Genomic DNA, 10,594 nt, shown 5'->3' with positions numbered 1-10,594 from the left:
GAACCGGTCCTATGGTTTTCCACTCTTTTTGCAAATCGATAAATTCGCGAGTAGTTGATTTCCAATCGGTGGAAGTGGAAAGATTTTCGGCTTGAAGAACAAGGTTTAACTTTTTGTTGTAATTGTTTTGTTGTTCTTCTCTTATTTTATCGTAAAAATGTTTTTTGTTTTCGTAAAACGCATCTAATTGCGATTTAAACCTATCCCAAATTTCTTCGTTTACTTTATTAGGAACTCTACCAACACCTCTCCATAGTTTAAAGTACTCGTTTACTTTGTTGGTTGCGTCAGTCCACTCTTTGTGAGTTTTATTTTCTTTGGCAACAACTTCTTCAACTTCCTTGCACAAAACCACTTTGGCAGCGTAATTGGCTTCCAATTCCGAACGCATGGCTTCAAAATGCTCTTTACGACGAGCATTTATTTTGTCGGATGCCATTTTGAATCTATCCCAAATTTCGTCGCTTTTATCTTGCGGAACAGGTCCAATGTTTTTCCATTCTTCGTGCAAGTTTTGCAACTCTTTAAACGAACGAGTAATGCTTTGGCTTAAAAGTAAATCTTCGGCTTTTTCGCATAAAGCTATTTTAAATTCCAAATTCTTCCTCAAGTCAAGGTCTTTTAACTCCTTGTTGATTTTAACTTTATCGAAGAATTTTTCAATTAAAAAGTGGTAGTTTTTCCACAATTCGCTAACTGAACTGCGTGGAACAGGTCCTACTGCTTTCCACTTTTCTTGCAGTTCTTTAAACTCGTCGTAGGTTTTCTTTAAAGTTTCTTCCGATTCAATTAGTTGTCGGAGCGATTCTAAAATCTCATTCTTAACCTTTAGATTCTCTTTTTTCTTCTCCTCTAATTTCTCGTTATATTTTATTCTGTTAGCTCTATACTTATTAAAAGCTTCGTCGAATCGAGCTTTCAACTCTTCGGTAATTATATTTTCGTCGGCAACAGCAACTTCGGTATCGTCTTGTTGTTCATCGTCTTCTTGCTTGTCGCTCAGTTTTTTCTCTTGTTCTTTTGAAGCTAAAACCAAATACAAGCTTTTTATTGCAGCTACTTTTGGTTTAATGTGCGGAATATCTTCGCTTACAACCAATTCCTCCAATTTTTCGACAAGTTGTTCGACTGTAAACGTTTCAATCAGCCTCTCGAAATCTTTTTCTTCTTCGCTGTCAATTTCATCGTCGTCATCCTCATCTTCATCGTCTTCGATATCGCTACCGCTTACTTCAAATTTAACTTCTTCTTTAACGGATTTTTCAGTTTCTGCAACAGGCGATTCTTCTACAGGCATTTCTTGCTTTTCATTTACCTTTTCTTCGACTTGCAAATCTGCTTTTTCAACTTTCCCAATATTTGGGAAAACATCTTGATGCAAAACCGTCATTCCATGTAAAACATCATCGGAAATAATACTTGTATTAGTTTCCTGAGTATTCGTGCCATCTTGCACGTTTTTGTCTTGCTGTTCTTCGTTGTTTTTGTTAAGTACAGTTTCTTCCATTATAAAATTTAGTGTTAGTAATTAAACTATTTAAAGGTCGTTTTTTATTTTATTAATTAATTTTTAAAGACGGCAAAGATAAGAACTTTTTGATATGAGACACATCATAAATTTCTATTTTGGTTGTAAATTTTGTATCATCATACGCAATGCTGTATTGGCACTCATTTCGATGTTTGCGGTTCTGCCGCCGGTAAAATGGAACATTTTGGCAATTAAATTATTATCAATTGCAACAGCAATCCAAACATCACCGACTTTCCTGGTATTTGTAGCACCGGTAGGTCCTGCAATACCCGAAACTGCAATAGCACAATCGGTATTAAATTTTTCTTTAACACCTTTTGCCATGTAAGTAACGGTCTGTTCGCTAACAGCTCCGTATTCGTCTAAAACACTTGTAGGAACGTTTAAGATGCTTTGTTTTATGCTGTTTGAGTAAGCAACTACGCTGCCTTTAAAAAATGCGGAAGCTCCCGACACCGACGTGATTGCTTTGGCAATGGCTCCGCCTGTGCAACTTTCGGCTGTGGCAATTGTCAGTTTTTGCTTAGTTAGCAAATCTGCAAGAAACGCTTCCCAAGTTTTATGTTCCGAAATTAAAACTTTGTTTTTCAGCAATAATTCTTTCAGTTTCTGTGAGTAAAATTCAGCTTTGCTGTTTGCAGCTTGGTTTTTGCTGATGATTTCGGTCAGTCGCAGCGTTACTTTTCCGTAATTTGGCAAGTAAGCAAGTTTTATGTTTTTTGGTAGTTCCTTTTCAAATAGCTTTACAATATCAAAAAGCAACGATTCGGGTGTGTCGAAAGTATGAATATACACGTTGTTGATGATGTTTTCAGATAAACCACTTAATTTTGGAATAACAAAATTTTTCATCATCACTTTCATTTCGTTAGGAACTCCCGGCATAACAAAAAGTAGTTTGTTGTTGTTTTGGCAAAACACACCCGGAGCGGTTCCGCACATATTTCTGATTGGTAAGCAACCTTCGGGCAGGTAAGCCTGCTTTTTGTTGGTTTCTGTAAGCGGTATGTTTTTGTTGCTCAAAATATTTTCCATATCGCGTAGAGCTTCGTCGTTCAGAATGAGATTTGTGCCAAGATACTTGCTAACTGCTTCTACCGTTAAATCGTCGCTTGTTGGACCCAATCCTCCTGTAACTATTACTGCATCTGAAATGCCGAATAATTGCCTTATTGCTGTTTCAATATTGCTTATATTATCATTCACAGTGAGTATTTGAACAAGTTCCAAACCTAAACTATTGATTTCTTGAGCAATCCAAGCTGAATTTGTATCTACAATATATCCGTTCAGAATTTCATCGCCTATGGTTAAAATACTAACATTCATAAATATTATTTTTTTATTAAATAAAACTCACGACCAAAAAAAATATTCGTTGATTGCGGTTTTGTTTATCTTTGTACAAAAATAATAAATTGACAATTTTATGAAAGACAGAATTCCTGAATCAGAATTTATATTAAATGCCGACGGCTCAGTTTACCATTTGCACTTACACAACGACGACATTGCCGATACGGTGATACTTGTCGGCGACCCCGCTAGAGTTAGCGTTATAGCCTCATACTTCGACAAAGTTGAAGTTGAAAAACAAAACAGAGAAATCCACACCAAAACCGGATATGTTGGAAATAAAAGGCTAACGGTAATATCAACGGGCATGGGAACCGATAATATTGATATTGTTGTAAACGAACTTGATGCAGCAGTTAATATTGACCCTAAAACCCGAATAGTAAAAGAAAACAAACGTGTTTTAAACTTGATACGTCTCGGCACTTCGGGCGGACTTAACGCCAATATCAACGCCGGCGACTTCATTGCATCGGCTTATACGGTTGGCTTAGACGGTTTGTTATACTTTTACGAAAACTCCGAATCGGTTTTTGAAAGAAAATTGATTGACAAGTTTATAAAACATACCGATTGGAAATCGAACTTGCCGAGTATTTATTCAGTCAAAGCCAGCAGTTGCTTGCTTGAGAAGTACGCTTTTGATTTAAAACACGGCATAACGCTTACTTCGCCCGGATTTTATGCTCCGCAAGGCAGAGAGCTAAGACTGAATTTGGCTTTCCCCGAATTTAACGGTTTGGTAGAAAATTTTTATTACCAAAATATTCCTATCGCTAACTTTGAAATGGAAAGTTCGGCTTTGTACGGATTGGGACAAATGTTAGGACATAATACTCTTACAATTTGTACCATTATTGCAAATAGAGTCAATAAAACATTTTCGAACAACTACAAAGAAGATGTTAAGAGAATGATTGAGTTGGTGCTTGGTAGGCTTTAAATTAGCCGTTAGCTTTTAGCTTTTAGCCGTTAGCCATTAGCTGTTGACTGTTGGCTTATAGGGTTGGAAGACCGAAGACGGAAGTCCGAAGTGTTGAGTTCTGAGTTCTGAGTCAGGAATTTTGAAACTTATGACTCGAAACTCGTAACTTTTTTACCTTTAGCCGTTGGCTGTTGGCTGTTAGCTGTTTGCTGTTAGCTGTTTGCTAAATATAGCCAAGAGCTAAAAGCCAATAGCCAAGAGCTACCCCCACGCTACCGCACGATTGCATCGTGTGGTAATTGTTTCTAAAAGCATTAACTTATTAAATTTAAATTCCTAGCTCGCACGCTTTTGTAAAGCGTGTGTAGCTATTTTTAGCTTTAAAGGTTTCAATCTTTCTTACGTTCTTTTGTCTTGACACAAAAGAACCAAAAAGTCAAGGCTGACATTTCTTTTCTGAATTACGTTCTCATAAATCCTAAGTTCGTGCGGGTGATTTCCTCGCAGGCTCGGAACTTCCCGTTCTCACTAAGGATTTATTTCGAACTCCATTCAGAAGAAATGTATGCCGTCCCTTTTTTAGAGTAAAATTTTGCCTATTGCTCATCTTATTTATGTCAGATTATTGGTTGCAAAATAAGTAAAGTTTATTGATTACAAAACAGCTTAACAAAGTCGCAGAAATAAACCCACATCGCAAAAACAAGCATTGGCACTTCTGACTTCTAATTTCTAATTTTACCGGACTCAATGACTCCAGAAACTTCGGGATAACCCGCAACCCGTAACCCGCACCACGCACCCCGTAACCTCCAATTAACAATCTCCATGTTGAAAAGTAATTACGCTTTTTCTTTGTTGAATAACAGCAATACTGTAACTTTGCAGCCGTTAATTTTATAAGGCTATAATTTAATGCTATTAAGTAACACCGACACACTGCAAAACGTACTATCGCTACTTGACGATTACAACTCAGACGTTGTTGAGCTTATTGCGACTTCTTTGTACGACGAATACGGCAGAGATGCGTACTCAATAATCAATGAGTTTAGGAAAGAACAAATTAACAACGACAATAAAAACAAACTGTCTCGACTTCTCAATCATATTATTTTAAAAGCCATAATGGAAAACACGTATGAATGGGACAAAGATGAGTATATGAGTCTTGAAGATTGTTTTGCAAGTGTGTGTCCTTTGTTTGTGTCGCATGATTTAATGAGCGACTACGATTCGACTGTTGAAGAAATTAAAACCGGAATACGCAATTTTTGTAAGGTGGTTTGGTTGGAATTAAACAACTCGTACAATCCGACGGCTGCACCTGTGATAATTAGAGATATTATCAATTCTCAGAGCAACCCTGAGTGGAATTTTTTAAATAATTCGGCTCTTTTCAAAGATATAAAACAAGATGCCACTGGCTGCACCTACGCTATTATTATTGCTATCGTAGGCGAAATTTTAGACTTACCTATTATTTTTTCAAATTCAAATCCGAGTGTGGTTGTGTTTTCCGATTCTATAGACTATTTCGACCTCCCCGATTTAAACAAAAGTAAAGTTCTGCATTGCAACGGCGATACCGCCAAAATATATAAGATGAAAAATTTCGCTCGTATTTTTCATTTGCAGTCGTTAGTTGACGAAGAAGATTTGTTTGAAAAACTTATGTACGACTTTTCTTCGTTAATTGTGCAAAATTATATCAACGAAAAATACGAAGGTTTTGTCAATACGCCTTATATTTCCGACAACAGAATGATTATTGATAAACTTTTGTCAAGATTTGACGAGTTGCACCAATTGTTTCAAGATTATTATTTCGATTAACGATAATACGACGAAATAAAATTGCTAACGTTGTTTTGTACTCTTTGAGCCACGTTGTCGGTGTCGGTTTTTACAAATTTGTTTCCGGTAATTTTTTCGTACAGTTCAATGTATCTTTCAGATACTTGATTTACAAAGTCGTCGCTCATGCTGGGTACAACTTGACCTTCCAATCCTTGAAAGCCGTTTTCTATCAGCCATTCTCTAACAAATTCTTTTGAAAGTTGCTTTTGTTGTTCGCCTCTATCCTGACGTTGCTGATAACCTTCTTTGTAAAAATAACGCGACGAATCGGGAGTATGAATTTCATCTATCAAAAAAATCTGTCCGTCTCTTTTTCCAAATTCATATTTGGTATCAACCAAGATAAGTCCTCTTTGGTCAGCCATTTGAGTTCCTCTTTCAAATAATTTATAAGTGTATTCTTCCAACATCTTATAATCGCTTTTTGATACCAAACCATTACTAACAATTTCTTCGGCAGAAATATCCTGATCGTGTCCGTCAACTTCTTTAGTGGTAGGTGTTATAATAGGTTTGTCGAATTTGTCGTGTTCTTTCATTCCTTCGGGAAGCTGAACACCGCACAAAGTGCGTTTTCCCGCTTTGTACTCGCGCCAAGCATGACCCGTAAGGTAAGCTCTGACAACCATTTCTACCTTAAACGGTTCGCAAAATCTTCCAACTGTAACCATTGGGTCGGGTGTTGCAATTTTCCAATTAGGAACTATATCGGAAGTATTGTCTAAAAACGTGGCTGCTATTTGGTTCAAAACCTGACCTTTGTAAGGAATGGCTCTCGGTAATACAACGTCAAAAGCTGAAATTCTATCGGTTGTAACCATAACAAGCAAATCGTTGTTTATGTTGTAAACATCGCGGACTTTGCCTATGTATTTGCTTGTACAATTGGGTATGTTTAAATCGGTTTTAGTTATAATATTTTGCATTTGTTGCTTTATTTAGGTTCGTTATTTTTATTTTCAACTTTTTTGTCGCTTACTTGTTCTTGCTGCGTTTCGTACTTATCGAATGCATCAATAATTTCGGTAACCAAGGCATGTCGGATAACATCTCTGCTGTCAAGCCACACAAAAGAAATTCCTTTAATATGTCCAAGAGTTTTTTGTGCATAAAGCAAGCCGGATTGACTTTTTTTGGGTAAGTCAATTTGAGTAATATCGCCGGTTATAATAAACTTCGACATCCTACCCATACGAGTTAGGAAAAGTTTAAGTTGCGAAAGCGTGCAGTTTTGAGCTTCGTCAAGAATAACAAAAGCTTTTTCTAAGGTTCTTCCACGCATAAAAGCGAGCGGTGCAATTTCAATGACTCCTTCGTCGATGTACGACATGAGTTTGTTGGGCGGCAACATATCTTGCAGCGCATCGTACAACGGACGTAGATAGGGGTCAAGTTTTTCTTTTAAATCGCCCGGCAAAAAACCTAAATTTTCTCCTGCTTCAACGGCAGGTCTTGTCAGAATAATACGCTTGACTTCCTTATTTTTCAATGCCTTGACTGCCAATGCCACAGCCGTATAGGTTTTTCCGGTACCGGCAGGACCAATGGCAAAAAGCATGTCGTTTTCTTTAATTGCCGAAACCATTCTGTGCTGATTCACAGTCCTTGAGCGAATTACATTTCCCGAACGTCCGTAAACCAAAACGTTGGTATCGGCACTGTTGGCATCGTCTTCTTTGTCTGCGTAATCCCCATTTGCAAGTTTTTTAATATCACTGTTATCAACTTTGCCGTACCTATCGAAATGATTCATAACATTATCCATCAGCTGTCTGAACTCTTCGGTTTCTTCTGCCTGACCAAGCACGATGATATGCTGGTCGCGAGCAATGATTTTTAATTTAGGATATAATTCTCTGAGAAGGTTAATGTTATTGTTTTGGATTCCAAAAATGTCGGTTGGATTGTACGGTTCTATGTTGATAATTATTTCGCTCATTTATTTTTTTTACACATTTATTTTTTTACAAAGGTAGTAAATCAATCATTAATTTGGGTGATTTTTTGAAGTATTTTTACGGATGTAAAGAAATGAAACAAAAGCCATATATACACTGGTTTTACAGGCAATTAAAGGTTGTCCTATGATGTTTTGTTAATCCGTGGTTATGAATTTGCATTTTGTGAAACTTTGTAGGATAGCCTTTATTTTTGTCCCAATTGTAAAAAGGAAACTCCTGATGAAGTTTGCACATAATTTTATCACGATAAGTTTTTGCCAAAATAGAAGCTGCCGCAATTGAAAGATACAAATCGTCGCCTTTGACAATGCACTTGTGCTGAATATCGTGGTATGGCTTAAACTTATTGCCATCAACAATAATAAATTCGGGTTTCTGCGGTAGCATATCCAATGCTTTGTGCATAGCAAGAATTGAAGCATTGAGTATATTTATTTCATCTATGGTGTTATTATCGACTGTGGCAATTGCGTAATGCAGCGCATCTTTTTTTATGATTTCAGCCAAGCCGTTACGCTTTTTCTCCGAAAGTTTTTTGCTGTCGATAATAGCGTTGTTTTTGTAATTTTTTCGGAAGATAACGGCAGCAGCAACAACAGGACCTGCAAGGCAGCCTCTACCTGCTTCATCGCAACCTGCTTCGTATTCAAAACCCGAATAATTTGAAAACATTTAGAGCCTTATTTTTTAAGTCGATTGTAAAAATCGGTAAGTTTAATCATTAATTTCTCGCTTGTATGCTCCTCCTCTACAAACGACCGTGCATTAACACTTAGTTGTTGGCGTTTTTCGGCATCGTTGTACAAATAAACTACAGCATCGGCAAAATCAGAAGGAGAATCAGCTATTATGATATTTTTGTTGTTTTCAACGTTAATACCTTCGGCTCCTATTGTTGTTGTAACGATAGCTCTACCCAAAGCCATTCCTTCTATTATCTTTACTCTAATTCCACTTCCCGAAAGTAGCGGAACAACCATTATGTCGAACTTTTTCATATAGTCGAAAGCATCGTCAACTTCGCCATCAACTATTATTCCATCAACATTAAGATTGGTAAGCCATTCGGGCATATTACGACCTGCCAAATGCAAATTTATTTCAGGAATTCGATTTTTAATTAAATGAAACACATCTTGAACAAACCATTTTACGCCTTCTTCGTTGGGATACCAGTTCATAGCTCCGAGATGGAAAATGTTAGGATTGCCGCAAAGCGAATAGTCTTTCGGTAATTGCTCAATGTTAAAACTTGTAGGTATTGCAATTACTTTTTTGCCGGGAGCAAGTTTCAAAAACTCGTCGGCGTCGATTGTAGTTGTTGAAATAATGCCGTCGGCTTTTCTTAAAGCCGAGATTTCAAAATGTTTTAAAGTCTTTACCAACTGCTTTAAATACCACTTTTTGAACAGATTTTTTGTGTTTTTGGTAATCTTTTCCCAAATTTTATATTCAACATTGTGGTTGCGAAGAACAATAGGTGCTTTGGTGTGTTTTCTGATAACATCGATGTACAAAGCCATTGGAAGGTACTCTAACTGAATAATATCAAATTCCTCAGACTTTAACACTTCGATTATTCGGTTTTCAAACTGTTTTGTATAAAATCGGCTTATATGGTACGACTGACCCGATAACAGGTTATACAACGCCGAAAACACATTTAATGATAAATTGACAGGAATAAGTTCAAGATTTGTTATTGCCATAAAATCGTCGGGAACATCTTCGGCTTTAACCCAATTTTTATTGGTGTTGGCTGCAATTACTTTAATTTTGTAACCTGCTTTTGATAATGCCGTTATATTGTTGTATAAGCCAATTGCACCTCCGTCGGTTTTGGGATACGGCGACTTATTGCATATCATTAATATCTTCATCATTTTTTAGTTTTGCTACGGGATTTGATTTTAATTTTCAATCTCTGATACAGATGTTTGTAAGTTTCGGAACTTAAAAATATGCTATCGTTAACAGCATAGTACATCAGCAGTAATCCTACGGGTAAAAGCACAATATTAGCCATCCACATGCCTAACCACGAATCGATGACTAAAGAACGTACGACCTTTTCACCTGTAAATGAAATTACGTGATAAATTACATACAGAACTACCGAAACCACTATAGGCAAGCCGAAACCTCCGCGTCTGATGATAATTCCAAGCGGTGCACCTATCAAAAACAGCACAAAACATCCGAACGAGACCGCAAACTTTCTGTTAAATTCGTTGTCGTGTCGCGCTTTCAAAACGGATTGCGTTTCGGCAAATTGTTGCGTGTATTGAAATGAAGTTTTGGTATTTCGCACATTATTTACTGCATCTTTTACGATATAAATATTATTTTTAGCAGTCTGCAAAAAATTACTGTCAAACTCCTTGTCTGTCTTGCCTACAATATCCTTATTCCCGAAATCGCAATAACTGTAATAAGGTAAGTAACTCGATATGGTTCGGTGAGTTTCTTTGTGAAGTGCTTTTATTTCTACAGCCAACGAATCGCTTGCTTGCCGCAACTGCTTGCTATTTAGCATATGATATGAATCTTTGAACAAATTCCCATCGGTGGTTGCTAATTGAAATTGCGACAAATCGAATTTTATTTTCTCTTGCTTAAAATATATTTTCCTATAGGTTTTATCCTTAACCAAGTTAGCTTCAATAGGTTCTTCGTAGTTGACGCCATCGTACAAAGTTAACAGCAAAAAGTTGTCGTCGGAGGTTTTTTGCATAATTCCCGAATCGGCGACAATAAGTTTGTTATTGCCCCTTTGGTCGGTATGGTCGTATATCATTACTTTTTTGATGATAGAGCCGTCACTACCTTTTTCTCCAATTTTAATAACGTAACCGTCTAAGCCCGAATAAAAAACGTTTTCGGGAATATTCAGCGCAAGTTTTTTCTGTCTGACATCGTACAAGGTTGAACGAAACTTCATATTAGCGTACGGAAACG

Annotated in this window: 9 protein-coding genes; 2 read left to right on the top strand and 7 right to left on the bottom strand. The window is 36.9% G+C overall.

Going from position 1 to position 10,594, the window contains the following annotated elements:
- The coding region (locus tag PHP31_07940) for a DUF349 domain-containing protein (protein MDD3739206.1) at positions 1 to 1,507 on the bottom strand (1,507 nt) is incomplete at its 3' end.
- A gap of 114 nt (positions 1,508 to 1,621) precedes the next feature.
- Positions 1,622 to 2,863 carry a CinA family nicotinamide mononucleotide deamidase-related protein gene (locus PHP31_07935; protein MDD3739205.1) on the bottom strand — a complete coding sequence of 414 codons (1,242 nt, stop codon included), beginning with the start codon at positions 2,861 to 2,863 and terminating at the stop codon, positions 1,622 to 1,624.
- A 100-nt stretch (positions 2,864 to 2,963) separates the two neighbouring features.
- Between PHP31_07935 and PHP31_07930 the strand changes: the two genes are divergently transcribed.
- Entirely contained in the window at positions 2,964 to 3,833 is an 870-nt protein-coding gene (locus tag PHP31_07930; GenBank protein ID MDD3739204.1) for a nucleoside phosphorylase, read from the top strand.
- Between the two features lie 897 nt (positions 3,834 to 4,730).
- Positions 4,731 to 5,651: a hypothetical protein gene (locus PHP31_07925; GenBank protein ID MDD3739203.1), complete on the top strand. Its 921-nt coding sequence runs from the start codon at positions 4,731 to 4,733 to the stop codon at positions 5,649 to 5,651.
- Here PHP31_07925 and PHP31_07920 read toward each other — a convergent pair.
- From PHP31_07920 to PHP31_07900, 5 genes are all read right to left on the bottom strand, one after another.
- Positions 5,648 to 6,601 (bottom strand): phosphoribosylaminoimidazolesuccinocarboxamide synthase, encoded by a 954-nt coding sequence (locus PHP31_07920; GenBank protein MDD3739202.1) that lies wholly within the window; start codon positions 6,599 to 6,601, stop codon positions 5,648 to 5,650. The genes PHP31_07925 and PHP31_07920 overlap by 4 nt on opposite strands.
- An 8-nt stretch (positions 6,602 to 6,609) precedes the next feature.
- Positions 6,610 to 7,614, bottom strand: a complete 1,005-nt coding sequence (locus PHP31_07915; protein MDD3739201.1) for a PhoH family protein — start codon at positions 7,612 to 7,614, stop codon at positions 6,610 to 6,612.
- 121 nt (positions 7,615 to 7,735) lie between these two features.
- The gene (locus PHP31_07910; GenBank protein MDD3739200.1) at positions 7,736 to 8,308 is read right to left on the bottom strand and encodes a ribonuclease HII; all 573 of its coding nucleotides are present in this window, start codon (positions 8,306 to 8,308) and stop codon (positions 7,736 to 7,738) included.
- Between the two features lie 8 nt (positions 8,309 to 8,316).
- Entirely contained in the window at positions 8,317 to 9,519 is a 1,203-nt protein-coding gene (locus PHP31_07905) for a glycosyltransferase (protein ID MDD3739199.1), read from the bottom strand.
- Positions 9,516 to 10,594: LptF/LptG family permease (locus PHP31_07900; protein ID MDD3739198.1), on the bottom strand; the 1,079-nt coding region annotated here is incomplete at its 5' end. The genes PHP31_07905 and PHP31_07900, both read right to left, overlap by 4 nt.

The sequence above is a fragment of the Lentimicrobiaceae bacterium genome (genome assembly GCA_028697555.1).
In the GTDB taxonomy this organism is placed as follows: domain Bacteria; phylum Bacteroidota; class Bacteroidia; order Bacteroidales; family UBA4417; genus UBA4417.
The sequence above is the reverse complement of the archived record's forward strand: the minus strand, read 5'-3'. Positions and strand labels throughout refer to the sequence as shown.